The following is a 24,977-nucleotide window of genomic DNA, read 5'->3' as shown; positions in this document are numbered from 1 at the left end:
CCATTTTTTTTATGCGAAATAATTAACCAGAAATGTACTGTTTTAACTGTTCAATGAGATTTTTCTGATCTTCCATTGCTGCTTTTACTAAGTCACCAATAGAGATAAATCCAACTAGTTTTTCATTGTCTAATACAGGTAAGTGACGTAAATGACGATCTGTCATGAGCTGTAAACATTCTTCAACCGTGTTATTTAAGCTTACTGTAAGTACTTTGGATGTCATAATTTCAGCGACTGTGGTGCTATATGATGAACGTTCCATAAGCGTTACTTTTCGCGTGTAGTCACGTTCAGATAAAATTCCGACAACTTTTTCTCCTTCAGCTACCACGAGTGCACCAATCCCTTTATCAGCCATGATCTTAATTGCTTCAAGGACAGTGGCTTCTGGAGAAATTGTAAAAATATCTTGCTCTGATTTGTTCGTGATTACTTGTGCAACGATTGTCATTTCTTCTGTCCTGTGTTTTATCATTTTGATTTAAATTAGCTTGATTTTATAAAAATGCAAAGACTTGATAGTCATTCAAATACAAGTTTCACATTCAAGCGTTCAAAAAGCATTCTATATTGATCAGTAGGAAACTAAAGAAAAGTTTTATGCTCCTTGCCAATGCGGATGTTTGAAAAAGAAATGTTGCATTTGCTGTGTAGATAACTTTAATTTTCTATGAGATGAATTAAACAAAGCAGGAGTGACGTTGAGTCGAGTTAAAGTTGGTAGTAAAGACTCATGGAAATCTTTAGGTGTAATTCTTCTTGGTTTGTAATGTGGCCAATGCTCTTTTGCGTAGCGATGTGCCTGCAAACCATTAAGCCAAAAAGGAAAAATAAAGTCTTCCTGATCTGATTTAATTGCCCATCCTTGATGAAATAATCCCCAAAGAACCCCGCAATACATCATGGTTCTTAAAATATAAATCTTAATCATCAAGTCTCTTGAAACCGGTTGTAGATTACTTAAACTTTTCATTGTGAATTTAAAGGTTCTAACTTGTCTTGCTTATTATAAAAAAATCAGATGACATTTCAGTTTAAACAGGTATCAAATCGTAAACAAATATTCCAACTGTGAAATTCATGTCCTTTACTTAAAGCGGCTAAAGCCTATGGTGTAATACAATACAAACCAAGTCCGTAGTGAATTATATTTAGAGAAATTTTTATTCAGGCATAAAAAAACGCCACCTGAGCCATGACTGAAGTGGCGAAGTAAGGCTTTAGACAAATTGATAACTTTGGGTTTTTTACAGGTATAGAAAAACGCCACCTGAGCAAAACAAAGCGATTAAAGCTTTAGTGAAGCGCAAGAAGAGATAAGGGATAAATTGGTTTATATCAAATTTTTACAGACATAAAAAAACGCCACCTAAGTGACGTTTCTTTATGCTTGCATTGTGGCTAACTTTTGCCAATATTGTGCTTTAAGTGAGTCACGTTCAACACGGAAACCTTGATAATACAATTCTGCTAAAAACAGAGCAGCTTTACCGTGCCCAGCGCGAGCAACTTCTTCTAACTGTGCAACCGCATCCTGAAAATTCATTTGAGAGTGAATTGTGTTTACTGCAGTTGCGTACACATGTTCTAAATCATGATGAGAGATACGTTGAATCATAGAAAACTCCTTATTGTAATTATGATTACTTTTTCTAAAGGCCACTGCCTTTAAATTAATTTAACTTAGAATTATTAAACTAATATTACAAATTAATGGATTTGTCAACTATTGGTGCATACCAGTTAATTCACTATTAGGATACATGATTAAACATTATTCACAAATAATTTTGAGTAAAATCAATATGAGAATAAAAGACAAGGAGAATAAAATATGACAAATACTATTGATGGCTTTGTTTTTGATACTCCACCAAGAGAGGAACAAATCATAGAACTAGCCCATTATCATCGTAAGCTATTAGACGAAGCGATCTTTCATCAAGAGATCCATTTAGGGGATTATTGTCTTGCTCAGCGCAAAAGGGTATTTGACTTTGCACGGCATTTGGAACCTTCACAAAAAAACTGGTTTTATCAAGTTTATGATGGTGAACTGAGAAAAATCGCCGACGAAGATGAACTGCATCCAGCAGATGCTGAAGAAGGGTTAAGTATTTTTGCGATGTTTTTAGTCTTGGTGATTATTGCAGCAATTTTATACTTTTCCGTTATTCGTTCGCTAATAAGCTAAGTATTATGATCCAGTAAGGTATGATTCTTGGCCTTACTGGATGTTTGATCTTGTGCTTATGAGTATTGAACCCTACACTACACTAATTCGAGGTAGGTCATGCTCATATTCAAACAAAATTTTCTTAAATTAAAGTCTGAGTTAAAAGTTGATCAATGTTTTAACCTATTTGTGGTTATTGTCATTGGTTGTATTTTTGTGCTGTCATATTTAGCATTACTTCGGCCTATTAGTCCGGAACAATATCAACGAATTATACAACTCTCTCATCAGGCCACTTATCCTAAAACTCAGGATATGGCTGAGCTGCTAATAGCTCAATCTGAAATTCATAGAGCAGAGTATTTAAAGTTAATGCATGCATATCAATTTGAAGGTGCTCATATTAGACAATATCCAGCACTTGCTCAGGAAGATACTCAGTAAATAGGTTAATCAGGTTAAATCTTGGTTTCCAAAGCTTTTTGAGCACTATTGTGACAGGCAAAATTTTGAATTTATGCTAAACTTTATCTTTTTAAACACGCTGCTTTTCAAGGAATCCGCATGGAGCAACAATCGAATATGCAAAATAAATTCTTGATAGATGCTGAGATCGGTGATGACGATGTCACATTACCTAATTTACCTGCTATCGATGTTCCCATCGTTGAATCTCCTGTTAAATCACAAGAAAATATTCAAGTAGCCAAAGTTGAATTAGCTTCTACAGAAACAGCGGCTGAACAACCAAAAACTGGTTTTTTTGGCCGGATGAAAGAAGGTTTAACCAAAACTCGTCGTAATTTCGCTGATGGTATGGTCAATATCTTGATTGGCGGAAAGGAAATTGACGATGAGTTACTTGAAGAAGTCGAAGAGCAATTATTGGTTGCAGATATTGGTGTTGAAGCAACAAAAACGATCATTACCAATTTAACAGAGCGTACAGCTCGTGGTGATTTGATCTATTCCCACTCTTTATATAAAGCGTTACAAGAAGAGTTGGTTGCTTTGTTGGCTCCACGTGTTAAACCATTGCATATTGACCCTAATAAATCACCGTATGTGATTTTAATGGTTGGGGTAAATGGAGTGGGTAAAACTACAACTATTGGCAAGTTGGCCAAACGTTTACAAGGTGAAGGTAAAAAAGTGATGTTGGCCGCTGGTGATACATTCCGTGCCGCAGCAACTGAGCAATTACAGATCTGGGGCGAACGTAACGATATCTCCGTAGTAGCGCAAGGTCATGGAGCTGATAGTGCTTCTGTTATTTTTGATGCCTTTGAAAGTGCTCGTGCTAAAGGAATTGACGTATTAATTGCGGATACGGCAGGTCGTTTACATAATAAGAGTAACTTGATGGAAGAACTCAAGAAAGTTAAACGTGTTATGCAAAAAATTGATGCAACTGCACCTCATGAAATTATGTTGGTAGTAGATGCAGGCACAGGTCAAAACGCGATTAACCAAGTACAAGAGTTTGATCAAGCCGTAGGTTTAACGGGTATTACCATTACCAAACTGGATGGAACTGCGAAAGGCGGTGTACTCTTTAATATTGCAAGCCGTACCCATGTGCCAATTCGTTTTATTGGTGTAGGTGAAAAAATTGATGATTTAAGACCATTCTCGGCTAAATCTTTTGTTGCTGCACTGTTTGAAACCGATAAGTAAATTGGTTGGTAACCTTAAAAAGCTTCACTAAATCGTGAAGCTTTTTTTATATGTATATCTTTTTTTATTGTTGCGAAAATAAAACGAACTGTCATATTTTTAATGCTGACTATGAAAAATGACTTTAATACACTGTATTCATTCCCAAACAACGGCCCTTGGTCAAATCAATAGGTAGGAAATAACAAAATGTCTACTTTCTTAGATAAAATTAAAAACCGTCGTACAATTTATGCAATTGGTAAAAACGTTGCATTAGATCGCACTAAAATTGAAGAAACTATCCGTGAAGCAGTTAAGCATAGTCCTTCAGCTTTTAACTCACAATCTTCACGTGTAGTGACACTATACGGTGAATCTCATGCTAAATTCTGGAATTTAGTTCGTGAAGCTTTGCGTAAAATTGTTCCTGCCGATGCTTTTGCAGGTACAAATGCAAAAATTGATAGCTTTGTAGCTGGTGTTGGTACGGTTTTATTTTATGAAGACCAAGCTGTTGTAAAAAGCTTACAAGAGCAATTCGAATTATATGCAGACAACTTCCCAGTATGGTCTGAACATTCAAGTGCAATTGCTCAATTTGCAACTTGGACTGCACTTTCAGAGCTTGGTTTAGGTGCATCTTTACAGCACTATAACCCAATTGTTGATGCAGATGCAGCTGAAGCATTTGATGTTCCTGCAACTTGGAAATTACGTGCTCAATTAGTATTTGGTTCAGTTGAAGCACCAGCAGGTGAAAAAGCATTTATTAATGATGCTGATCGTTTCAAAACTTTCAATTAATTTAATTGAAGTTAAAAAAGAGCACCTATTTTAGGTGCTTTTTTTATATTTTTAGAATGAATAGGAGGAATACATAAAACGAAAATTTATGAAATTCAAATACATATTTCAAAATAATAAATCAAGAAATTAGTCGATAACTGCTTTGTCATAAAATAGTCACAATCATATTGCATATTGCTCATGATTTAATAGCTTATCAAACACAGAGAAAGAGACAGATGACTTTAAGATTAGGTGTTGCTGCAATTGGTTTATTACTCAGCGGTTCGGTATTTTCAGCAGTTACAATTACAGCGCCAGAGGAAATTGTAATCCTTGCGGTGAATGGTCAGGAAGTCAACTCTGGGTTATTTCGTTCATCTAAAAATAATTATAAAGTCGATGCTGGTGAAACAAGCTTAAGTGTGCGCTACCAAGAATACTTTGAACATTTAAGCGGGGAACATGACATTGTTAAATCTGGAGTAGTTACAATTCAAACTCCGGCTCTCAAAGATGGGCAAACTTATAAGCTCGCAATGGTAGATGCACCAAAACAATTTGAACAGGCTAAGAAATATGCTGAGCAACCAACAGTGGCTTTGTACAGCGCTAATAATGAATTAATCGTACAACAAACTGGTGCAAACAATGAGGCAAAACCATGGTTTGCAACTGGCTTGTTGGGTAAAGTCACTGACTTTACGACTAAATCATCTAAATCGCAGCCTGAGGCAGTGTATGCCTCTGCTAAACCTACTTCTGCTCAGGTGGCTGTACCAGCTCCAACATCTATGCCTGTAACAGGTGTAGCCCAAACGAATGATCAACGTTTAGTTGAAACTTGGCAAAAAGCTTCTAAAGCTGAGCGTCAAAAATTTATGGCATGGTTAGCTGAACAATCAAATTAATTTAATATTAGTACCTATTAAGTTGGTTGAAATGAAAAAAGACCTCAGATGAGGTCTTTTTGATTTAGGTTAGGAACCAGATGTAATAGCCTAAAAGCATGAGAGGCCAAGCCACCCATGGGCTAAATAACCACTTCCATAACCAGAAGTTTGGTACGAAACCCACTCCGTAAATAAATCCACCAGAAATACCAATCATGACCAGCATAAGTTGGCTATGATTGTAGTGCCCATTAGCATCTAGCATGAGTGAAGGGTAAACCAATAAAATTGCAGCAAGAGGCAATGCCAACAGAAAAGAAAGGGCCATTGCAAATGCTTGAGCTTTTCGATGATTTGATGCTGTCATTGCTTTTGCCATCATTTATTCCTCATCTAAATCTTGATGATGTTCGATATAAAGCGCGCTGAGTACACCCGCAAAACATGCCATCAAAATGCCTAGGATCCATGCGAAATACCACATAGTTTTCTCCTTAATACAAGCTATGCGAGTTTGACTCGATATGTTTGTTAGTGATGACTCCCCACATTTTGTAATAAGACCAACTGGTATAGATCAAAATAAGAGGAACAAAAATGCAGGCAGCAACCGTCATAACGCCTAAAGTAAGGTGGCTTGATACAGCATCCCACATTGTCAAGCTAGAGTTAGGATTAATACTAGACGGAAGTAGAAATGGGAATAGGGCAAAACCAGCAGTTAAAATTGCTCCTACAATCATTAAACTTGTACCAGTAAAACTTAGGCCTGCTTTTGCTTTTGAAGATGCAACAATTGCAATGATTGCGCCTAATATGGCAAGAACAGGGGCAACTTTAGTGATTGGATAGGTGCTGTAATTGTTCATCCAACCTGGATTGCTATTGGTAATCACCTCTTTAGCTAAAGGGTTGAGCGCAGCATTTGGATCTATAGCAACAGCATAGCTATAACCTGGCACTTGCCCGAAATACAGCCATGCTCCGATTACAAGGAAACAAATTAAAAAGATAATTGCCATAATTTGAGTAGCTTTAGCAGAGCGCTGTTTTAAAGCTTCATCAGTACGTAGCATGAGCCACGCACCTCCATGTGCACAAAGCATAGACAAACTTACTACACCGCAAACTAGAGCAAAGGGGTTAAGAAGAGCAAAAAAGCTGCCTGTATATTCAGAGCGTAAAGTGCTGTCTAAACTAAAAGGAATACCTAAAAACAAATTACCGAATGCCACACCAAACACAAGCGCTGGAACAGCACCACCGATGCACAGACCCCAGTCCCAAGAGTTACGCCATTTGGTATTTTCAAGTTTAGAGCGATAATCGAAACCTACTGGTCTTAGGAAAAGTGCAAATAGAACTAATAAGAGTGCCCAGTACATGCCTGAGAAAGCGACTGAGTAGACCATTGGCCATGCAGCAAATAATGCACCACCCGCCGTAATAAACCAGACTTGATTACCATCCCAGTGTGGGGCAATGGTATTGATTGCAGCACGACGCTCGTTATCGGTTTTTCCAACGAAAGGCATAAGAGCCATAGACCCCATATCAAAGCCATCGGTAAGTGCGAAGCCGATGAGTAGTACACCAACTAACACCCACCAAATGACTTTCAATAATTCATATTCAATCATGATAAAGCCTCCCCATTAACAGCTGTTTTCGGCTCTTGCTTTTCAAAATGATATTTACCAGTGTGTAGAGAACTTGGTCCTAAACGAGCAAATTTGATCATTAAATACATTTCAATAATTAAAAGAGCGGTGTAGAACGCTGCTAGCGCAATAATTGAACCCCACACGTCACCAGTACTTAAACTAGAAGCAGATAGATGTGTTGGTAAGATTTCACCAATAGACCATGGTTGACGACCACCTTCAGCTACATACCAACCAGTTTGTGCAGCAATCCAAGGAAGCGGCAGAGCAAACAATGCATATTTAAGTAGCCAAGGTTTGTTTTCAGCATTTCTTTTTGCTACGGCCCAAGTCGCTAAAATGAAGAGTAATAGCATCAAGAAGCCAGAGGCAACCATTGCACGGAAAGAGAAAAATAGCGCTGTAACATTTGGAATAGTATCTTTTACAGCAGCTTTAATATTTTGCTCGCTTGCATCAACTACATTTGGTGCATATTTCTTAAGAAGTAGGCCATAACCTAAATCTTTTTGATTTTTTTCAAAAGAGGCCAATAACTCTGGTGAACGATCACCTGCACGTAATTTTTCAAGTTCAGCATAGGCCAGCATACCATTGCGAATACGAACTTCGTGCTGTTGCATGAGATCTTTAAGACCAGTAACTTCTTTGGTTGTTGAACGAGTTGCAATTAAACCTAATGCATATGGAATTTTAACTGCGTAATCTGTCCGCATCTCTTCATGGTTTGGTACACCAAACAAAGTAAACGGAGCAGGGGCAGGATGAGTATCCCATTCGGCTTCGATCGCAGCGAGTTTAGTTTTTTGAACATCACCTAGCTCATAACCAGATTCGTCACCCAACAAAATCACTGAAAGCGTAGATGCGAGACCGAAAATGGCAGCAATTGCAAATGAACGACGTGCGAAAGGAAGATCACGTTTTTTAAGTAAATAATAGCTTGAGATGGCGAGTACAAAAATTGCACCAGTTACATAACCCGCAGATACAGTGTGGACGAATTTCACCTGAGCTACAGGGTTAAAGATAAGCGCGCCGAAATCAACTAATTCCATACGCATCGTTTCGAAGTTAAATGCAGCACCTACAGGGTTTTGCATCCAACCATTCGCCACTAAAATCCAAAGCGCTGACATATTCGACCCGAGAGCGACTAACCATGTTACGCCTAGATGCTGAACCTTACTTAAACGATCCCATCCGAAGAAGAATAAACCAATAAATGTAGACTCAAGAAAGAATGCCATAAGGCCTTCAATTGCTAATGGAGCACCAAAAATATCACCTACATAGTGTGAGTAATAAGCCCAGTTTGTTCCAAATTGGAACTCCATGGTTAAGCCAGTTGTTACCCCTAAAGCAAAGTTAATACCAAATAATTTTCCCCAAAACTTAGTCATATCCTTGTAAATTTCTTTACCTGAAATGACATAAGTGGTTTCCATGATGGCAAGAATAAATGCCAAACCTAGAGTTAAAGGGACGAAAAGAAAGTGATACATTGCGGTCATCGCAAATTGAAACCGCGAAAGATCAACCACGCTTTCAGAAATCATCAACGGGTCTCCTTAATGTGGGAAATGTTATCGCCAGCAATATGCTCGGCGACCTGATTGTCAAAATTTTTGGGGATGGTGGGAGCATCAAACCAAATATGTTTGATCGTTAAGAGGAGCACTATTTTTATTATTAGAATAATAGTGATTTCTTTAACTAAACGACCATTAAGATTTTTAAAATTAAGGCTCATAAATTAAACCTCATTTGATATTATTTTTATTATTAATCAAAATATAATAAAAATAAACATTAAATATATTTTAAATGAATATTTAAATAATTAATTTATAAAAAACAATCACTTAATATTTTAAAATAAATACTATACTAAAATAGTTTGAATTAATTATTAAATCCTACTAAAACACTTGTAAATAAAAATATTAAGTTGATTAAAATGGTTTGTTTTAATTTAATACCGACTAAAATGGTTGTATATTATATTTATAAATTATATTTCAAACTAAAATGGTTGGAATAATAAATAATTAATTAAAAAGAAAATAATAAAATATAGGCGTAATAAAGCCTGCTCAAAGCAGTAAGTAAATAGAATAGTAGTAAGAATTTAATCGGGGGCGAAAAGATCGTTTGATACAGAAATTTTCTTGGCTACATAATGGCTTTTATGCACTCTGACAAGGATAACTTGAGAGTATAATTCGAGTTCGCCGTATTCTGGTTCGACTTGAACGTAATGGAGCTGGCCAAATTCATCACGCACTCGCGCTTGGGCAGAAAACCCAGGTCTAGCATTACCACTGGAAACCGTCGCTAATCGTCCTAAAAGATTATAATTTGTATGAGTAAGCTTTGGTTTAATTACTTGGTCAAGGCAGTGAATCATGAATACAGTAAAAAAGATTGCGATGACAAGGGCTGGGACGATTAAATAAAATGGTGAAATAAAATAATGTTGGATTGCAAAGAAAGAAAGCTGTAAAAAATAACCTGCAAAACTAAAATTTATAAGTAAAAAAACGAAAATTAAGGCTTTAGAAAATTTAACGTTAAGTAGTGGTGAGTTAGAAAGCCAAACAGGCGCAATTTTTTTGAGTAATTGACTTGGACGAAGTCCAATATACATACCAATGGTTTCTACCACGCTGAGTAATATCAAAGCCACTACACTTAAGTGAAATGGCATAAGATAATAATTGAAAAAGAAATCAGCCATGGCAGAAACTCTAATGTTGATCGCTTCAGTCTACGATATAGATACCGCCATCTGAATGTACTTTAATCTCAACTTTATTTAAAAAATCACCTAAACATGGTCCTGAGATACATTCGCCTGTTTCCACTGTAAATAAAGCACCATGGGTAGAACATTGAATATATTCTTGGTCCTGATCGAGAAATTGATTTTCTAAATATTCAAGCTCTGTTTGCAAATGAGGGCATAAGTTTTGATAAGCATAGAATGCGCCATCACGTTGCGTAATGAAAATAGTAGTTCCTTGTAAAGTGTCAAAAGCTCTAGCTTCACGCTCAGGAACTTCTTCCGTCATACAGATCCTTTCCATTTCAAGCACATTCCTTCTGAAAATTTTCAAGAAGTTTAGCATAATCATTAATCGCTAAACGTGGGCCAAATTGAGAAACAACTTCACTAGAAATCAAGACAGCCAACTGTGCAGCAGCATTCAAATCTTGATGATGGTTTAGGGCATAAAGGAATGCGCCTGCAAATGCATCACCTGCACCATTGGTATCAACCGCTTCTACGTGGCGACCTGCAACATGGAAATGTTGAGTAGAATTAGAAACCAAAGCACCTTTAGCGCTTTGTGTAATGACTACTGTATGATTTTTAAAACGTAATTGCGCAAGAGCGTCTTCTACAGTTGTTGTATTTGTATACATTAAGGCTTCTTGTTCATTACAAAATAGTAGATCTACGCCATCATCCATAAGTTCTTCTAAGCCTTCGCGAGCGTATTGCACCATCGCAGGATCTGAAAGGGATAAAGCAATCTTAACACCATTTGCTTTTGCAATTTCTCTGGCTTGTTTTACAGCTTTACGCGCTGTTTCACTTGTAGAAAGGTAGCCTTCAATATAAAGCCATTTTGCTGTTTTTAATGGTTCAAAGTCGATTTGATCTTGAGAGAGTTCAGCAGTGATACCTAGATAAGTATGCATCGTACGTTCAGAGTCAGGGCTAATGAGTACCATACAGGTACCTGTCACGCCTTCACTGATTGATTTTGGAGTGGTTTGAATGCCAGCTTCATTTAAACCTTGCAGATAAATTGAACCCAAATCATCGTTACCAACGCGGCAACCATAAAAAGCACTTCCACCTAATGCACTAAAGGCCACAGTCGTATTTGCAGCAGAACCACCACTTGCTTGACCTTTGTAATCTTGATGCTGTTTTAACTCTGCATAAAGAGCAGACTGAGTGTCGCCATCGGACAACTGCATTGTGCCTTTTTGCAAGCCTTGCTGACTAAGAAAATCATCAGACACTTTAAATTCTTGGTCGATTAATGCATTACCAATTGCAAAAAGATCTACAGTTGCCATATGTGTTGTCACAAAATAAAAAATCAGGTTGCTAAGTTTACACCATTGCTTGGGTTTGCTGTAGTTTGTTGAATAAAATTCAGTTAAATCAAAAGTTAGTGGAAAAATATTGTTGTATGAATATTTTTTAGATTCGAGGTAGGTCAGCCAAATAAAATTGATAAGCTTTTTTATTCAATGTCTATCATATACATAGAATTAAAAGCTTTTGTTCTGGTAGGATAAAACATTCATCGCTATGTGCTTGATATCAAAGCTATGCCAATGAAAACTAATACTCAACAAAAACATAGTATTTTACTTGGTTTTTGTTCGCCAATCTCAAGCTGACTCAGGCTATAATGAGACTTATTCACTTATCCGATATGTTAGGAGATCACATGACTGTAGATGTCACTGAAACCATTTCTCAAACTGTTCACCCTGCGTTTCAGTTGCTACGTCAGCACCATGTAGAAGCATTAGATATTTTAGTGTCTGAATATAAGCATAAAGTCACAGGTGCGGTGCATTATCACTTGGCAACTGATTATGATGAAAATGTATTTCTTGTTGCTTTTAGAACACAGCCTATGGACTCTAAAGGCACGGCACATATTTTAGAACATACGGCTTTGTGTGGCTCTGAAAAGTTTCCGGTACGTGATCCGTTCTTTTTAATGATTCGTCGTTCTTTAAATACTTTTATGAACGCGTTTACAGCAGCAGATTGGACTGCGTATCCATTTGCTACTCAAAACAAAAAAGATTTCCAAAACTTACTCTCTGTTTATCTGGATGCGGCATTTGCTGCTAATTTGAATCCACTTGATTTTGCTCAAGAAGGTATTCGTATTGAACTTGAAAATGGGCAACCTGTATATAAAGGTGTTGTTTTTAATGAAATGAAAGGTGCGATGAGTGCACCGTCTGACCAACTTTACCATCAGTTGGCTCATCATTTATTCCCTGAAACCACCTATCATTACAACTCAGGTGGTGACCCGAAAGATATTCCTGATTTAACGTATGAGCAGTTAGTCGATTTTTATAAGGTACATTACCACCCAAGTAATGCTGTATTCATGACCTTTGGTAATCAAACAGCATACGAGCTGCAAGACCAATTTGAAAAACTAGCCCTACATAAATTTTCTGCGGGAACAACTCTATATTCTAAGCCCGAAAAGCGCTTAGCAGCGCCAATTGAAGTAACGGAAAACTATGGTGTTGATAGTGATGATTTAAAGGATAAAACTTATCATGTTCTATCTTGGTTATTACCAGAAGCAAACGACATTAAATTGCGTTTAGGAATGCGTTTAGTTGAAGGGATTTTATTAGAAAATTCAGCTTCGCCACTACGTCATTACTTAGAAACTTGTGGTTATGCTCAATCTACAGGTCCATTAATGGGCGTAGATGACAGTAATTTTGAAATGACTTTCTACTGTGGCGTTCAAGGTTCAAATCCTGAACATGCTCAAAGCTTTAGAGATGGTGTTTTAAATATTCTGCGTGATGTTGCTGCTAAACCAATTGATAGTAATTTAGTCGATGCAATTTTGCATCAAATCGAGTTACATCAACGTGAAATTAATGGTGATGGTACACCGTATGGTTTAAGTCTAATTTTAAATGGTTTAAGTGGTGCGATTCACCATAATGACCCAATTCAAATTTGGGACGTCGACAGCGCAATTGCGCAGGTTAAAGAAGAGTTGAAAGACCCAATGTGGCTATCAAATCTGATTCAAACACATTTGCTCGACAACCCTCATCGCGTACAGATGACTTTAGTTCCAGATCCGACCAAGTCTGTAAAAGAGCAGGAAGCGGAAAAAGCTCGTTTAGCAGCTATCGGTGAAAAGCTAACAGACGCTGATAAAGCTGAAATCATTGCTAAAACCAAGGCCCTAGAGGAACGTCAAGATACTCCTGATAATCTGGAGTTATTGCCAAAAGTAGGTTTGGAAGATGTACCTGCTGACTTACATATTGTGCAAGGTCAGTTACGTGAAATTATTTGTAATCGTATGGATACGCCGTTGAACTTGTATCATGCGGGTACTAACGGCATTTACTATCAACAAGTACTCATTCAGATTCCTGAAGATATTGTGAAGTCACCTTACTTCAATTTGCTTTCTATTTTGATGGGTGAAGTAGGTGCAGGCGAATATGACTATCTTGAACTACAAAACTTGCAAACCGCTGTAAGTGGTGGTTTAGGAATGGGCGCTTCTTTACGTAGTAAAGTTGATGATAAAGATAAAATTAGTGCTTGGCTGACTTTAACGACTAAATCGTTGACTCAGAAATTTGATGCAATTCATTTATTAAAATTAGCATTTGAACAGCTTCGATTTGATGAAAAAGAACGAATTATCGAGTTACTGCAACAACGTAAAACACGTTGGCAATCTCGTTTATCTGGTTCAGGTCACAGCTATGCGATGCAGATTGCTTCTCGTAACATGAGTGCCCTGGCTCAACGTGACTATCAAAACACGGGTTTAGGTGCATTGAATTGGCTGGGTGAGCTTGTTACTAAAATTACCCAAGATGATGCCGCTTACGATGAGCTGATTGCAGAATTAAAACGTATTCATAGTAAGTTGTTGCAAGCACCTAAACAGTTCTTACTTGTATGTGAAGAACATCAATCTGAACGTTTGGTTGAAGAAATTCAGAATGTTTGGGATAAATTGAACGTTAATCCAGCTACAACTGAGTTAACTCAAGTAGAACAAACCAATGATAATAACCATGAAGCGTGGTTAATTCAGGCAAATGTTCAATTCTGTGCTTCTGCATATCAGGCTGTGGAAGTGTCGCATCCAGATGCAGCTCCATTAATGGTATTGGCAGCTTATTTACGTAATGGATTCTTACACAGTGCTATCCGTGAAAAAGGTGGTGCTTATGGCGGCGGTGCTAGTTATGATGGAAATGCCTGCTCATTCCGTTTCTTTAGCTACCGCGATCCACGTTTAGCAGAGACTTTTAAGGACTTTGAAGCAAGCGTGCAATGGTTATTAAATACAGAGCAACAACCTTATCAACTTGAAGAGGCGATTCTTGGTTTAGTGGCAAGTATGGATAAACCAGGCTCTCCAGCAGGTGAAGCGATTACAGCATGTTATGCATTGTTGCATGCAAGAACACCAGCTTTCCGCCGTACTTTGCGTGAAAGATTGTTGCATGTAACATTGGATGATTTAAAACGTGTTGCTCGTCAATATTTAGTAGAGCAAACTCCTGTAAAAGCTGTAGTTGCGCCATTTGCAAAACGCGATGAATTGCAGCAGTTAGGATTTACCATTCAACAAGTTAATTAAAATAAAAATTGGAGATGAACATGGCGTTCAGACAATTTGAACGCACATCTTTACAGCTGAGCATGGGAATCGTGCTTAGCTGTTTATGTGCGTCTGTGACATATGCTGACACGTTGGCACCTGTAACCCCTGCGACAGTTGATGCATGTGTTGCTCTTGCTTCAAATGCTGATCGTCTGGCTTGTTACGACTCTGTATTTAAACCAGCAGCTCTACCAGTTGTGCAAGCCGCGGTAGTACCTGAGCCTGTTAAAAAAATTGATCAGCCTGCTGTTCAGCCAACAACATTGAAAGAGAAGGTTGTAGATACGGTTAGTAATATTAAAGTGATTGGTAAAGCGCCTACACTTGAACCTACTACTTCTTTGTTGGATCAACGTTGGGAGTTATCAGAAAAAAGTAAGCTAGGTGTTTGGAATATTCGTGCTTATCAGCCAGTCTATTTATTACCCGTATTTTGGACCAGTGATAAGAATGAATTCCCAAGTAGTCCAAATCCAAATAATACTGTAACGGATGCTCAGAATCTGAAATCAACAGAAAGTAAGTTTCAGATTTCTTTGAAAACGAAAGCTTGGGAAAATATTTTTGGAAATAATGGCGATTTGTGGGTGGGTTATACCCAATCTTCACGTTGGCAGACGTTTAATGCTGAAGAATCTCGTCCATTTCGTGAAACGAACTATGAGCCAGAAGCAAGTTTAATGTTTAGAACGAACTACGAGTTGCTTGGTTTAGATGGGCGTTTGCTTGGAGTTACCTTAAACCATCAGTCAAATGGTCGTTCAGATCCATTATCTCGTAGCTGGAACCGTGTCATCTTTAATGTTGGATTGGAGCGGGGTAACTTTGCTTTAATGCTTCGTCCATGGATTCGTCTTGAAGAAGATAGTAAAGATGATAATAACCCGGATATGGAAGATTACATCGGCCGTGGTGATTTAACAGCGTTTTATAAGTGGAAGCAGAATGATTTCTCTCTAATGCTGCGTCATTCGTTGAAGGGTGGTGATGATTCTCATGGCGCTGTTCAGTTTGACTGGGCTTTCCCGATTAGTGGCAAGCTGCGTGGACATTTCCAATTGTTTAACGGTTATGGTGAAAGCTTGATTGATTATAACCATCGAGCAACTTATGCTGGTTTGGGTGTATCACTCCTGAATTGGTACTAAAAACCTATAAAAAAGCCGCTTTTAAAGCGGCTTTTTTATTATCCAATTTGAATATTGGCTTGAGGATGTTTGAGTCGACTCTTTTTCGGAGTAGCGATTAAATAGGCGAGTGTTAAAGGGCCAAGCCGTCCAGCAAACATGAGTAAGCTTAAAATGAATAAACTACCATTATGTAAATCTGGTGTGATTCCACGAGAAAGACCTACTGTACATGCTGCTGAAACAACCTCAAAAAGCAAATTCATAAAATCTGCTTTAGGCTCTAAAAGCAAAAGAATAAAGAAGCCCATGAAGATGAGGATGCTCGTAATAGCAGTTACCGCTAATGCTTTATAGGTCGTTTCATGAGATACAGAGTGGTTAAATATTCTAATTTCATCTGTACGGCGTAAAAATGAAATTACACTAAGTACTAAAATGACAAAGGTTCCAACTTTGATTCCACCAGCTGTACTCAGTGAACCACCACCAATAAACATCAGTAACATCATCAGTAAGGAACTACTGTTGGTCATTGCACCCGTATCAATGGTATTAAAGCCTGAAGATCGTGGAACTGTTGCTTGAAACCAAGCATTTAATGCTTGTTCTCCTGAGTTTAACATCCCTAAAGTTGCCGGATTTTGAGCTTCTAAAGCCCATATTAAAATAAAAGCGACTAGGTTAATAATTGCAATAGTGATAAGAATAAGCTTGCTATTTGGTGTTAGTTTTTTCCATTTTTTGTTTTGTTTAATATCCATGAGCACTAAAAAACCAAGACCACCTATAGTGTAAAGAATGCTAATTGTTATACAAATAATATAGTTGCTTTGAAAATTCATTAAGCTATTTGAAAACAATGAAAAACCAGCATTGTTGAATGAGGAAATGCTGTAAAAAACTGCATAATATAAACCACGTGCAAACCCGTATATTGGTGTAAAAGCAGTCGTGAGAATAATTGTACCAATCAGTTCAAAAATAAGGGTGTAGGTAACAACTCCTTTAGCAACAAAAGTAACTTTTGATAGACTCGTTTGTCCGAGACTATCTTGAGCCATCATTTGCTGTTTAAGACCGACTTTAGGAGACAAGCTTAATGCCGCCAATATCGCAAAAGTCATAAACCCCAAACCGCCAGATTGGATTAGTAATAAAATAATAGTTTGCCCAAACAGGGTAAAAGACTCATGAATATTTAAAACAGATAAACCCGTAATTGTTACTGCTGAAGTGGCTGTAAACAGCGCATCCATCCAACTGACATTGCCTGTATTGGCAAATGGCAGTTTAAGCAATAAAGTACCAAAGATAATGAAGCCTAAAAAACCTAACGCTAAAAGTGAAGGCGGGCTTAAATTTAACGTTTTATGGGGCTTGGGATATATAGACATATTCTAGAGTTCGTTTTCTTATATGAAGCAGTTAGAAAGTTTCTTTAACTGAGGTAGATGACCTTCTAAAATAAGAATATCATGTGTTTGCAAAGTGAAATTTTCTTCAGTCTCAAACAAAATCTGTTGCTGTCTTTTCACGAGCAATGTTTTGACTTGAGGCGCTTGCTGCATAATGCCATATAAATTGATGCCATTAAGTTTGTCTGGGATCTCAATTTTGATAATGTAATGATCATCTTCTAAAGACATATAACGGCTTACCATAGGGTAGTTCAGAGCTTGAGCAACTCTTACCCCCATATCTTCTTCAGGATGAATAATCTTATTGATATTAAGGTGCGACAAAATGGTGTGATGAGCTTTGGTCTTTGCTTTAACCCAAATTTTCTCAATTCCCAGATTTTTTAAATTCAGCACACACAAAATACTGGCTTCAATATCTTCACCAATTGCGACTACAACTGCGTCACAATTTTGTATATTCAGTTCGTCAAGCACATGTTCGTCAGTGGCATCAGCAATGACGGCATGAGTTAAAACATCGGCAAGATTTTCAACATTCTTTTTCACCGTATCGATGCCAATAACATCATGATTTAATTTTGTGAGTTCTTGGGCAACTGTTGCTCCAAAACTACCTAAGCCAATGACTGCGAACTGTGCCATGTTGGTCCTTTTTCCCGAGTTAGATCATTATTTTTAAGGATATTTTCTTTAAGATAAAGAGCGGCAATGTAAAGATGATAGAAATATAAAAGAATTGTATAAAAAAGCCGACAACTTTGTCGGCTTTTTATCAAAACTAAAGATTATTTTAAGAAACGTTTATAGCCGACGTTATCAGTAATTTCTGCATACGGATAATTAATCTGCTCGAGTGTTTCAATCAATCCATCAGGATTTTGTTTCGCATCAGTTGCTTGTAAGCCCACTAACACACGTCCTTCTGCCGCACCATGGTTACGGTAATGGAAGAGGGTAATGTTGTGGGTTGGACCTAAACGAGTTAAGAATGTTAAGAGCGCACCCGGACGTTCAGGGAATTCAACACGGAACAATCTTTCATCATCTAGATTTGCGTGACCGCCAATTAAATAACGAATATGTAATTTTGCAACTTCATCGTCAGAAAGGTCATCAACTACATAGTTTTGCTGTTTAAGTTGCTCTAAAATTTCATGACGCTCTGCATCTCCACCTTTTAAACTAATACCGACGAATACTTGCGCTTCGTCTGTATTGTTTGCGCGGTAGTTAAACTCAGTGATATTGCGACCTTGTAAAGCACGACAGAAGCCTAAGAATGCGCCTTTTTCTTCAGATAAGGTAACTGCATAAATCGCTTCACGTTGCTCACCTAACTCGGTGCGTTCGGCAATATAGCGTAGGCGGTCAAAATTCATATTGGCGCCGCAAACAATCGACACCATATTTTTATTACTGATTTTATGCTCTTGAATATATTTTTTGATACCCGCTAAAGCCATTGCTCCAGAAGGTTCAACAATGCTGCGGTTTTCATCAAATGTGTCTTTAATTGCTGCACAGATTTCATCTGTATTCACAGTGACAATATCAGGATCAACAATCGGTCCTGAATTATCAGATTTGCGCAAACGAATAATATCAAATGGTAAAGCACCAATTTGTGCAACAGCTGTACCATCTGCAAATAGGCCTACATGTGGTAAAATTACACGTTCATTTGCTTCTAAAGCTGCTTTTAAACAAGCAGACTCTTCATATTCAACACCAATAACTTTTACGTGCGGTGCAACTTCACCAAGGTAAGCCGCTACACCTGAGATAAGGCCACCACCACCTACAGCAACAAATACGTATTCTACATCGCGCCATTGACGTAATATTTCATTGGCAATTGTGCCTTGACCTGCAATGACAAGTTCATCGTCATAAGGTGGAATAAATACAAGACCTTCAACTTCAGCACGTTGTTGAGCATATTTATTTGCGATATCAAAGCTATCGCCATGTAACACAACTTGGCCACCTAAGCGTTTAACAGCCTGAACTTTAATGTCAGGTGTTGTGCTCGGCATAACAATAATAGCGGGAATTCCTAGTCTTTGACCTGACAAAGCTACGCCTTGAGCATGGTTACCAGCAGAGGCGCAAATTACTCCGCGTTCAAGTTGTTCTTTTGGTAATTGACTAATACGGTTATAGGCACCGCGTAATTTAAAAGAAAAAACGGGTTGTAAATCTTCACGCTTAAAACGAATTGTATTGTTTAATTTTTGACTAATTCGTGGAGCTGCTTCGAGAGGTGTTTCAATTGCAACATCATAAACCGTTGCTTGTAAAATTTGTCGTACCACACGAGACAGCATGTTCATCTTCCCTATTACAGTTTAAAATAGGAAATTATTGTAGCAAACCCTTGTGCATTTGCGCCGTTTATTGGCGCATAAATGTCAAAAAATAGTTGAGTGATGTAATGAGCCTATATGGAACCCAAGATGAAAAGAAACAAGCAGCTGCGAAAGCTGCTTTAAAACACTTACCCAAAGGTGGCATTTTGGGTGTTGGGACTGGAAGTACCGTAAACTTTCTAATTGATTTATTACCTGAATTACAATTAGAAGCAGCTGTGGCAAGTTCTCAAGCAACAGCTGATCGTCTTAAAAAACTTGGTATTGAAGTGGTTGATATGAACCATGTAGGTAGCCTAGATGCCTATGTTGATGGTGCAGATGAGATTGATCGCCATATGCATATGATTAAAGGTGGTGGTGCTGCATTAACACGTGAGAAAATCGTTGCATCAATCGCTAAGAAATTTGTGTGTATTGTTGATGATTCAAAATGGGTTGATCAACTTGGACGTGATTTTCCACTTCCAGTAGAAGTGATTCCAATGGCGCGTTCAGCTGTAGCCCGTAAATTGGTCAGTTTAGGTGGTGATCCGGTTTATCGTGAAGGTGTAGTTACAGATAATGGTAATGTTATTTTAGATGTATTTAATTTGAACATCTTAAACGCAATTGATTTGGAAAAGACCATCAATAATATACCAGGTGTTGTGACTAACGGTATTTTTGCGTTAAATCCAGCAACGATCGCAATTGTTGCGACAAATAATGGTATTGAAGAGCGTACAGCACAGTAATGTCTGTGGAAATGCCAGAGATTAAAATCGTTCGACACGTAAGAGCACGAAAATTGCGCTTACGTGTTGAGCCTGCGTCTATACGACTTACTGTTCCGCTATTTTGTAGTAAGAAGCAAATTCAGCATTTTTTAGCGCAATCTGAACAATGGTTAACCGAAACGTGGAATAAACAACAAAACGTCCAATCGGCGTCCATTGATATTCCTTCTGAAATTTATTTCTTTAATAAAGAACAGCCATTTCAAGTGATTGTTCAAAAGCAGCATCGTGTTTTTCAATTCGACTGGGAAAACAACTCTTTATTTATTAAAGATACACAGCCTTATTTGGCATTGCAAAACGCAGTTATTTCCTATGCGAAACAAGAATTACCAGAGTTTTTGAAAGAATTAAGTGAGCACACTCATTTGGCTTATAGGGAGTGTACAATTCGCCGCCCGAAAACTCGGTGGGGAAGTTGTAGTAGCCAGCATAATATTATGCTACATGCGGGATTGGTGCTGATGTCGCATCAAATTGCTCGCTATGTGGCTATTCATGAATTGGCGCATACCAAACATTTTGACCATAGTCCTGCATTTTGGGCAGAAGTCGAAAAATACGATCCATATTTTCAAAAACACCGCAGACAACTTAAATCAAATCCATTGCCTGCATGGTGGTATGTTTCAGCTTAACTAAAGCTACATTCTAGTTGAGGTGTTTGTAAGCTATCGGGTGCTTTTCGGCTATCTAAACCTGCTGTAGCACTAATGATCTTATTTGCTTTAATAGACAATTGGATAAAGTTGTATTGTTGCGTCGTGTTATTTGGTTCGGCTGAACTTGAATTGAGTAAATAACTTGAACTAGCAGCATCTGTTTGCAATAAATTATCGGTACTATCAGCACTTAAAGCAGCACGATAAATTTGTGAACCTTTACTTAAGTCGATTTGACCGTTCGCGCGAAAATTAAGCTGACATCCAGTTGAGGTGTCTTCATAGTGACCCACTAAATAGTCTGTAGCTGGTAGGTTTGGATCTGATAGGTTAATGCTGGTCAAGCCTTGCTTGCATGGATAGTTTGCTCCATTACACGTCGCTGTGGTGGTAAATCCAACAGCTCTACGGTAATCTCCAGCACCGTCAATGCGAATGAAGGTAGTGGAATTTACGGTAGGAACAATTCCTGAATATTGTTTCTTGTCCAGTAGATTATAACCTGTTTGATCTAAAGACTGTTGTGAATTATCTGTAGCTAATTGCAAAGTAGATGCTTTTAGGTTGGTTCCAAAGTAATCGCGCGTTACTTTTTGATTAGCTGCAATATCTAACAGTGTATTTTTGATTGGATCAATATTATCGGGGGCAGCAGTAAAAATAGGGGTGAAGGATGTTTGATCTCCATGAAGTTTTTTACCATCCAAAAATCCATCTTTCAAATCAGTTGCTAAACTTTTAACGAGTTCTTGGTAAATGTTTGTTCCGCCATGAGCCATTGCCCAATATTTTAAATAGCCAAAGCTAAGGTAGCTATCCACATATGTGATAGGTTGTTTGGTTGAATACTGCTGTAAATTTAAAATTGTTAATGTATTAGCTGGGCTTAAACTGGGAATAGCTGAGTCTTTAAATGCGTTCATTAACGATTTGTAGACATCTTGAGCTGCTAAATCAACATGTAATTGTTCAATACGGGTTGGGTCAACCGTTTCTTGAGGAAGTTGTCCCGAACGTATGACAGCTCGTTGATAAACCGCTTCACTGCTTGGGCTGATGAATTGGGTTCTGTTACTTACCGTATTTGGTGTAATAAATGCATGATAAATACCTGACAAATTTTGATATTGTGAAGTAATTGGGTCAAACACTTGAGATGAGCTTTGAGTTGTAATTTCTACGCGATATAAACGATTCAATTTTGCAGTAGGAATTTTGACATTAAAGCTGTTTAAACTCGCAATTGAAGTACCCACTAAAACAGCATTGTTGGTGTTGTCATATACTTTAAGCTGGATATTACGCATTTCTACAGGGGTTTTTAAAGTAACATCAGTTGTTGCTTCAGGTGTAGGATCCACGGGTGCCGGAGTACTTGGTGAGCTGCCACTACTACTACCTCCACCTCCGCAACCAGTAAGGGCTACACTTAAAATTAATGTGCTCAAGTCAAGGTAGTTACGTAATTTTCTTTCTTTTGATTGTTGAAGCATCCTAGCTCTCCAAAAATTAATCTGGTATTTATTTGCTGATATTTATGTGATTATGACAGTTCAGTATGTGCTATCTGATTGTCGTTAAAATTAAAAAAATTAAAATTACCAAGCATGAAATGGTTTTGTAAGCTTGGACATCCTGTCATACTACTGCCCAAGTATAGATTCAAAAATTGAGGTAATGCACGTGATTTCTGTCGGAATTGTTGGTGGAACGGGTTATACAGGCGTTGAACTATTACGTATTTTATTACGACATCCTAAAGCGCAGGTTCGAGTTCTTACTTCACGTACAGAAGCGGGCAAACCAGTTGCAGATATGTTCCCTAATTTACGTGGACATACAGATCTTCAATTTTCAGATTTAAACATTGATGCATTAAAAGAGTGTGATGTTGTATTTTTTGCAACTCCACATGGTGTTGCGATGCAGCATGCCAAAGATTTGATCGCAGCTGGAACTAAAGTTATTGATTTAGCAGCAGACTTTCGCTTACAAGATCTTGAACAGTTTGAAAAATGGTATGGCATGGAGCATGCTTGCCCAGATGTATTAAAAGATTCTGTATATGGTCTAACTGAGTTAAACCGCGAAAAAATTAAACAAGCTCAAGTGATTGGTAACCCTGGGTGCTATCCGACGACTGTTCAATTAGGTTTAGCGCCACTGTTAAAATCAGCACAAGCACTGATTGAAACAAAAAATATTATTATTGATGCGAAATCTGGTGTTTCTGGTGCTGGCCGTAAAGCAAGCTTAGGCATGATTTACAGTGAAAATGCAGATAACTTTAAAGCATATGGTGTTGCAGGACATCGTCATCATCCGGAAATTGTAGAAGCACTAGAAAAGATTGCAGAACAAAAAGGTGGGTTTGAAGGACTCTTGTTTGTTCCGCATTTAGTACCGATGATTCGCGGTATGTTAAGTACAATTTATGTAGACTTAACGGAAGCGGGTAAGCAGGCAGACTTACAAGCTTTATATGAAAACTTCTATGCTAATGAAAAATTCGTAGATGTGATGCCTGCGAATAGTTCACCTGAAACACGTAGTGTACGCGGTGCAAACGAGCTTCGTATTGCTTTGTATAAACCACAACCAAATAAACTGATTATTTTGGCGGCTCAAGATAACCTTGTAAAAGGTGCATCTGGTCAGGCTGTACAAAATATGAACCTTATGTTTGGCTTTAATGAAGATGAAGGCTTACAAGGGATTGGTTTATTACCATAAAAAACTCTTTTTTGCTTCACACACATTTAAATTTCGATTTAAATGTGTGTCTTGACTCTGATCTTGAACACTGAGATGACGATGCAAAACTCTGGACAGACGACTTCAGTAGAAAGTTCGTTGCAAAAGAAAAATTTTTTAAACACCAACAAGCCTTTGTTTATTGGTGCTGCCATTTTAATGAGTGGTTGTTTTGCGCTCGGCTATACAATTGGACACCGTCAAGGTTTAACTGTTGTTGGTTACGATGCAGATGCGGAGCAATTGGTTGAAGTGGTGCAAAAGCAAAAAACAGCTTTAGACGCAGTTAACAAAAGCCTTAATGCAGCAGTGCAAGAGCGTGATGTGGCTGTGACCAATGCAAATGATCTGTTTGAGGCACTTAATCAAGCAAACGCCGATAAGACTCAGCAAGAGGGTATGAGTAATATCTATCGTGAGATTTTGAGACAGCGCGGTGGTTTAAGCTTAACGATTCAAAATCTGGCAATTAAGCCCTTGCCTGAAAATGCTTATGAATATCAGTTAGATTTAGTCCAAGTTAGTCCAAGTAAGCGTCGTGCTTTGGGATCGGTTGAAATCAGATTGATCAAAGATAGTGAAGTTTTAGTCGTGCCGCTTGAAGCGAAGAACTTTAACTTTACTGACTTTGAGCGTTTAACAGGTCGTTGGACAATGCCTAAAGGTTTCACGCCTCAATTTATTGAAGTGCGTTTAACAGGTAGCTCTGATACACCTGTCATTAAACGTTTTAGTTGGCAGCGTGGTAAACCTGTCGAAACATCTTCTGCTTTCGTGGCAGAAATTCCTCAAGCTGAAGCAAATTCACAATAGTAACATCCTATGCGAACAAATAAGCGTCAAACAAACTTAAAAGATATCAAGGCTTCTTTCCAGCAGTCTGGCTATGTCGATTGGCACTTCCACCCACGCTTAAGTGATTCGCAAAACGAAGATCATGATGGTGAAGTTGTTGTACAAACAGCTCCTCCTGAACTCAAGCGTCCCCCATTATATGCAGTCGTATTAATGAATGACGATTACACTCCAATGGACTTTGTAATTGAAATTTTACAACAATACTTTGCAATGAATCTTGACCAAGCAACTCAAGTAATGCTAACAGTACACTATGAAGGTAAAGGTATTGCCGGAGTCTATCCAAGAGACATCGCGGAAACTAAGGCAAACCTTGTTAATAATTACGCTCGATCGCAAGGTCATCCATTACTTTGCCAGATTGAGCCTAAAGCATAAGGGGGT

27 protein-coding genes are annotated in these 24,977 nt (G+C 37.9%); 12 read left to right on the top strand and 15 right to left on the bottom strand.

Annotated elements, in window-relative coordinates:
* Positions 1-22 precede the first annotated feature (22 nt).
* From RFW85_RS01900 to RFW85_RS01890, 3 genes are all read right to left on the bottom strand, one after another.
* Positions 23-454: a CBS domain-containing protein gene (locus tag RFW85_RS01900; protein ID WP_170248739.1), complete on the bottom strand. Its 432-nt coding sequence runs from the start codon at positions 452-454 to the stop codon at positions 23-25.
* 147 nt (positions 455-601) lie between these two features.
* The gene (locus RFW85_RS01895; RefSeq protein ID WP_025470625.1) at positions 602-976 is read right to left on the bottom strand and encodes a DUF2750 domain-containing protein; all 375 of its coding nucleotides are present in this window, start codon (positions 974-976) and stop codon (positions 602-604) included.
* Between the two features lie 411 nt (positions 977-1,387).
* Positions 1,388-1,621 (bottom strand): hypothetical protein, encoded by a 234-nt coding sequence (locus RFW85_RS01890; RefSeq protein ID WP_002121063.1) that lies wholly within the window; start codon positions 1,619-1,621, stop codon positions 1,388-1,390.
* A 216-nt stretch (positions 1,622-1,837) separates the two neighbouring features.
* Here RFW85_RS01890 and RFW85_RS01885 point away from each other — a divergent pair, with 216 nt between their 5' ends.
* The 5 genes from RFW85_RS01885 (at position 1,838) to RFW85_RS01865 (ending at position 5,535) form a co-directional block, all read left to right on the top strand.
* Entirely contained in the window at positions 1,838-2,197 is a 360-nt protein-coding gene (locus RFW85_RS01885; protein ID WP_170248740.1) for a hypothetical protein, read from the top strand.
* A 99-nt stretch (positions 2,198-2,296) separates the two neighbouring features.
* The gene (locus tag RFW85_RS01880) at positions 2,297-2,623 is read left to right on the top strand and encodes a hypothetical protein (protein ID WP_002120920.1); all 327 of its coding nucleotides are present in this window, start codon (positions 2,297-2,299) and stop codon (positions 2,621-2,623) included.
* A 120-nt stretch (positions 2,624-2,743) separates the two neighbouring features.
* The gene (gene ftsY / locus RFW85_RS01875; protein ID WP_170248741.1) at positions 2,744-3,856 is read left to right on the top strand and encodes a signal recognition particle-docking protein FtsY; all 1,113 of its coding nucleotides are present in this window, start codon (positions 2,744-2,746) and stop codon (positions 3,854-3,856) included.
* Between the two features lie 189 nt (positions 3,857-4,045).
* Positions 4,046-4,642, top strand: a complete 597-nt coding sequence (locus tag RFW85_RS01870) for a nitroreductase family protein (RefSeq protein WP_031948528.1) — start codon at positions 4,046-4,048, stop codon at positions 4,640-4,642.
* Positions 4,643-4,863: 221 nt separating this feature from the next.
* Positions 4,864-5,535 carry a DUF2057 domain-containing protein gene (locus RFW85_RS01865; protein WP_086265578.1) on the top strand — a complete coding sequence of 224 codons (672 nt, stop codon included), beginning with the start codon at positions 4,864-4,866 and terminating at the stop codon, positions 5,533-5,535.
* 64 nt (positions 5,536-5,599) lie between these two features.
* Here the strand turns inward: RFW85_RS01865 and RFW85_RS01860 are convergent, their stop codons facing one another.
* The 8 genes from RFW85_RS01860 to RFW85_RS01825 all read right to left on the bottom strand — a co-directional run bounded on the left by RFW85_RS01860 (position 5,600) and on the right by RFW85_RS01825 (position 11,276).
* Positions 5,600-5,899, bottom strand: coding sequence for a cyd operon YbgE family protein (locus tag RFW85_RS01860; protein ID WP_004791954.1), 300 nt, complete (start codon positions 5,897-5,899; stop codon positions 5,600-5,602).
* On the bottom strand, positions 5,900-6,001 hold the full coding sequence (cydX, locus tag RFW85_RS01855; protein ID WP_002120988.1) for a cytochrome bd-I oxidase subunit CydX: 102 nt from the start codon (positions 5,999-6,001) through the stop codon (positions 5,900-5,902).
* Between the two features lie 10 nt (positions 6,002-6,011).
* Positions 6,012-7,157, bottom strand: coding sequence for a cytochrome d ubiquinol oxidase subunit II (gene cydB, locus RFW85_RS01850; RefSeq protein ID WP_170248742.1), 1,146 nt, complete (start codon positions 7,155-7,157; stop codon positions 6,012-6,014).
* Entirely contained in the window at positions 7,154-8,740 is a 1,587-nt protein-coding gene (locus RFW85_RS01845; protein WP_170248743.1) for a cytochrome ubiquinol oxidase subunit I, read from the bottom strand. Before RFW85_RS01845 ends, cydB begins: the two co-directional genes overlap by 4 nt.
* Positions 8,740-8,934, bottom strand: a complete 195-nt coding sequence (gene cydP, locus RFW85_RS01840) for a cytochrome oxidase putative small subunit CydP (RefSeq protein WP_005073962.1) — start codon at positions 8,932-8,934, stop codon at positions 8,740-8,742. Before cydP ends, RFW85_RS01845 begins: the two co-directional genes overlap by 1 nt.
* A gap of 378 nt (positions 8,935-9,312) precedes the next feature.
* Complete coding sequence (locus RFW85_RS01835) at positions 9,313-9,921, bottom strand: OB-fold-containig protein (protein ID WP_002121106.1); 609 nt, start codon at positions 9,919-9,921, stop codon at positions 9,313-9,315.
* A 25-nt stretch (positions 9,922-9,946) separates the two neighbouring features.
* Positions 9,947-10,255 carry a Rieske (2Fe-2S) protein gene (locus RFW85_RS01830; protein ID WP_002121079.1) on the bottom strand — a complete coding sequence of 103 codons (309 nt, stop codon included), beginning with the start codon at positions 10,253-10,255 and terminating at the stop codon, positions 9,947-9,949.
* A gap of 16 nt (positions 10,256-10,271) precedes the next feature.
* Positions 10,272-11,276, bottom strand: coding sequence for an adenosine kinase (locus RFW85_RS01825; RefSeq protein WP_017480985.1), 1,005 nt, complete (start codon positions 11,274-11,276; stop codon positions 10,272-10,274).
* 380 nt (positions 11,277-11,656) lie between these two features.
* On the opposite strand from RFW85_RS01825, the gene RFW85_RS01820 reads away from it, so the two are divergent.
* Together RFW85_RS01820 and RFW85_RS01815 are read left to right on the top strand one after the other, a co-directional pair.
* Complete coding sequence (locus RFW85_RS01820; protein ID WP_216076554.1) at positions 11,657-14,596, top strand: insulinase family protein; 2,940 nt, start codon at positions 11,657-11,659, stop codon at positions 14,594-14,596.
* A gap of 20 nt (positions 14,597-14,616) precedes the next feature.
* Positions 14,617-15,768, top strand: coding sequence for a phospholipase A (locus tag RFW85_RS01815; RefSeq protein WP_068557099.1), 1,152 nt, complete (start codon positions 14,617-14,619; stop codon positions 15,766-15,768).
* Positions 15,769-15,806: 38 nt separating this feature from the next.
* On the opposite strand, the gene RFW85_RS01810 is transcribed toward RFW85_RS01815, so the two are convergent.
* The 3 genes from RFW85_RS01810 to ilvA form a co-directional block, all read right to left on the bottom strand.
* Entirely contained in the window at positions 15,807-17,144 is a 1,338-nt protein-coding gene (locus tag RFW85_RS01810) for a TrkH family potassium uptake protein (RefSeq protein WP_086265572.1), read from the bottom strand.
* An 18-nt stretch (positions 17,145-17,162) separates the two neighbouring features.
* Positions 17,163-17,813, bottom strand: a complete 651-nt coding sequence (locus RFW85_RS01805; RefSeq protein WP_033847250.1) for a TrkA family potassium uptake protein — start codon at positions 17,811-17,813, stop codon at positions 17,163-17,165.
* Positions 17,814-17,956: 143 nt separating this feature from the next.
* Entirely contained in the window at positions 17,957-19,504 is a 1,548-nt protein-coding gene (gene ilvA, locus RFW85_RS01800) for a threonine ammonia-lyase, biosynthetic (protein ID WP_170248744.1), read from the bottom strand.
* Between the two features lie 101 nt (positions 19,505-19,605).
* On the opposite strand from ilvA, the gene rpiA reads away from it, so the two are divergent.
* Positions 19,606-20,277 carry a ribose-5-phosphate isomerase RpiA gene (gene rpiA / locus RFW85_RS01795; RefSeq protein WP_170248745.1) on the top strand — a complete coding sequence of 224 codons (672 nt, stop codon included), beginning with the start codon at positions 19,606-19,608 and terminating at the stop codon, positions 20,275-20,277.
* Entirely contained in the window at positions 20,277-20,957 is a 681-nt protein-coding gene (locus RFW85_RS01790; protein WP_170248746.1) for a SprT family zinc-dependent metalloprotease, read from the top strand. Before rpiA ends, RFW85_RS01790 begins: the two co-directional genes overlap by 1 nt.
* Here RFW85_RS01790 and RFW85_RS01785 read toward each other — a convergent pair.
* On the bottom strand, positions 20,954-22,474 hold the full coding sequence (locus tag RFW85_RS01785; RefSeq protein WP_170248747.1) for a hypothetical protein: 1,521 nt from the start codon (positions 22,472-22,474) through the stop codon (positions 20,954-20,956). The two genes, RFW85_RS01790 and RFW85_RS01785, sit on opposite strands and share 4 nt — an antisense overlap.
* A 184-nt stretch (positions 22,475-22,658) precedes the next feature.
* Between RFW85_RS01785 and argC the strand changes: the two genes are divergently transcribed.
* From argC to clpS, 3 genes are all read left to right on the top strand, one after another.
* Complete coding sequence (gene argC / locus RFW85_RS01780) at positions 22,659-23,714, top strand: N-acetyl-gamma-glutamyl-phosphate reductase (protein WP_309171111.1); 1,056 nt, start codon at positions 22,659-22,661, stop codon at positions 23,712-23,714.
* A gap of 75 nt (positions 23,715-23,789) precedes the next feature.
* Positions 23,790-24,548 carry a DUF6776 family protein gene (locus RFW85_RS01775; protein WP_108010783.1) on the top strand — a complete coding sequence of 253 codons (759 nt, stop codon included), beginning with the start codon at positions 23,790-23,792 and terminating at the stop codon, positions 24,546-24,548.
* 9 nt (positions 24,549-24,557) lie between these two features.
* The gene (gene clpS / locus RFW85_RS01770) at positions 24,558-24,971 is read left to right on the top strand and encodes an ATP-dependent Clp protease adapter ClpS (RefSeq protein WP_002121129.1); all 414 of its coding nucleotides are present in this window, start codon (positions 24,558-24,560) and stop codon (positions 24,969-24,971) included.
* Positions 24,972-24,977: the final 6 nt, after the last annotated feature.

This window comes from Acinetobacter sp. 12966, assembly GCF_031196995.1.
GTDB lineage: Bacteria > Pseudomonadota > Gammaproteobacteria > Pseudomonadales > Moraxellaceae > Acinetobacter > Acinetobacter geminorum.
Note: the sequence above shows the minus strand (reverse complement) of the source record. Positions and strands in the feature narration are given on the sequence as shown.

Excerpts from the sequence above, each read along its gene's own strand:
- RFW85_RS01900 (WP_170248739.1), bottom strand. The coding sequence starts at position 454 with ATGACAATCGTTGCACAAGTAATCACGAACAAATCAGAGCAAGATATT.
- RFW85_RS01895 (WP_025470625.1), bottom strand. The coding sequence starts at position 976 with ATGAAAAGTTTAAGTAATCTACAACCGGTTTCAAGAGACTTGATGATT.
- RFW85_RS01890 (WP_002121063.1), bottom strand. The coding sequence starts at position 1,621 with ATGATTCAACGTATCTCTCATCATGATTTAGAACATGTGTACGCAACT.
- RFW85_RS01885 (WP_170248740.1), top strand. The coding sequence starts at position 1,838 with ATGACAAATACTATTGATGGCTTTGTTTTTGATACTCCACCAAGAGAG.
- RFW85_RS01880 (WP_002120920.1), top strand. The coding sequence starts at position 2,297 with ATGCTCATATTCAAACAAAATTTTCTTAAATTAAAGTCTGAGTTAAAA.
- ftsY (WP_170248741.1), top strand. The coding sequence starts at position 2,744 with ATGGAGCAACAATCGAATATGCAAAATAAATTCTTGATAGATGCTGAG.
- RFW85_RS01870 (WP_031948528.1), top strand. The coding sequence starts at position 4,046 with ATGTCTACTTTCTTAGATAAAATTAAAAACCGTCGTACAATTTATGCA.
- RFW85_RS01865 (WP_086265578.1), top strand. The coding sequence starts at position 4,864 with ATGACTTTAAGATTAGGTGTTGCTGCAATTGGTTTATTACTCAGCGGT.
- RFW85_RS01860 (WP_004791954.1), bottom strand. The coding sequence starts at position 5,899 with ATGATGGCAAAAGCAATGACAGCATCAAATCATCGAAAAGCTCAAGCA.
- cydX (WP_002120988.1), bottom strand. The coding sequence starts at position 6,001 with ATGTGGTATTTCGCATGGATCCTAGGCATTTTGATGGCATGTTTTGCG.
- cydB (WP_170248742.1), bottom strand. The coding sequence starts at position 7,157 with ATGATTGAATATGAATTATTGAAAGTCATTTGGTGGGTGTTAGTTGGT.
- RFW85_RS01845 (WP_170248743.1), bottom strand. The coding sequence starts at position 8,740 with ATGATTTCTGAAAGCGTGGTTGATCTTTCGCGGTTTCAATTTGCGATG.
- cydP (WP_005073962.1), bottom strand. The coding sequence starts at position 8,934 with ATGAGCCTTAATTTTAAAAATCTTAATGGTCGTTTAGTTAAAGAAATC.
- RFW85_RS01835 (WP_002121106.1), bottom strand. The coding sequence starts at position 9,921 with ATGGCTGATTTCTTTTTCAATTATTATCTTATGCCATTTCACTTAAGT.
- RFW85_RS01830 (WP_002121079.1), bottom strand. The coding sequence starts at position 10,255 with ATGACGGAAGAAGTTCCTGAGCGTGAAGCTAGAGCTTTTGACACTTTA.
- RFW85_RS01825 (WP_017480985.1), bottom strand. The coding sequence starts at position 11,276 with ATGGCAACTGTAGATCTTTTTGCAATTGGTAATGCATTAATCGACCAA.
- RFW85_RS01820 (WP_216076554.1), top strand. The coding sequence starts at position 11,657 with ATGACTGTAGATGTCACTGAAACCATTTCTCAAACTGTTCACCCTGCG.
- RFW85_RS01815 (WP_068557099.1), top strand. The coding sequence starts at position 14,617 with ATGGCGTTCAGACAATTTGAACGCACATCTTTACAGCTGAGCATGGGA.
- RFW85_RS01810 (WP_086265572.1), bottom strand. The coding sequence starts at position 17,144 with ATGTCTATATATCCCAAGCCCCATAAAACGTTAAATTTAAGCCCGCCT.
- RFW85_RS01805 (WP_033847250.1), bottom strand. The coding sequence starts at position 17,813 with ATGGCACAGTTCGCAGTCATTGGCTTAGGTAGTTTTGGAGCAACAGTT.
- ilvA (WP_170248744.1), bottom strand. The coding sequence starts at position 19,504 with ATGAACATGCTGTCTCGTGTGGTACGACAAATTTTACAAGCAACGGTT.
- rpiA (WP_170248745.1), top strand. The coding sequence starts at position 19,606 with ATGAGCCTATATGGAACCCAAGATGAAAAGAAACAAGCAGCTGCGAAA.
- RFW85_RS01790 (WP_170248746.1), top strand. The coding sequence starts at position 20,277 with ATGTCTGTGGAAATGCCAGAGATTAAAATCGTTCGACACGTAAGAGCA.
- RFW85_RS01785 (WP_170248747.1), bottom strand. The coding sequence starts at position 22,474 with ATGCTTCAACAATCAAAAGAAAGAAAATTACGTAACTACCTTGACTTG.
- argC (WP_309171111.1), top strand. The coding sequence starts at position 22,659 with ATGCACGTGATTTCTGTCGGAATTGTTGGTGGAACGGGTTATACAGGC.
- RFW85_RS01775 (WP_108010783.1), top strand. The coding sequence starts at position 23,790 with ATGACGATGCAAAACTCTGGACAGACGACTTCAGTAGAAAGTTCGTTG.
- clpS (WP_002121129.1), top strand. The coding sequence starts at position 24,558 with ATGCGAACAAATAAGCGTCAAACAAACTTAAAAGATATCAAGGCTTCT.